A 461-nucleotide genomic window follows, 5' to 3' on the forward strand; every position below is an offset into this window, starting at 1 on the left:
GACTGAAGATTCAGGAATACGAACAGCATGTAGCAGACGTTCGAGATCGACAGCACCGTCATGTAGTCCGACATCATCAGCAACACGAGGTTGAAGCCGAGGTCGGTCCACATCGCGCGCGTGGGCGAACCGTGCTCGTTTACGTGCGACAGGTACTTCGGCAACCAGCCGTCGACCGACGCCTGGTACAGCGTGCGCGACGAACCCATCATCGACGTCATCACGATCAGCAGGATCGACAGCATCAGCATCACGACGACCGCATTCGCGACCCACGCGCCGCCGCCGACGATCTTTGCCATCGCGGCTGCGACGCCGGTGCCGTCGCCGATCGCCGGATCGAGCATCGCCTGGGTGCCGAGCGCGCCCTGGAACGCCATCGGCACGAGCGTCATCACGACGAGACACAGCGCGCCCGACCAGAAGATCGCCTTCGCGGTATCGCGCCGCGGATCGCGGAA

The 461-nt window shown here is 63.6% G+C and carries 1 protein-coding gene; it reads right to left on the reverse strand.

Features of this window, described 5'->3' with window-relative positions:
* Nucleotides 1-461, reverse strand: a 461-nt coding sequence (locus CFB35_RS33985) for an APC family permease (protein WP_143328788.1), incomplete at both ends; no start/stop codon positions are given.

The sequence above is a fragment of the Burkholderia sp. AU16482 genome, from assembly GCF_002223285.1.
GTDB lineage: Bacteria > Pseudomonadota > Gammaproteobacteria > Burkholderiales > Burkholderiaceae > Burkholderia > Burkholderia semiarida.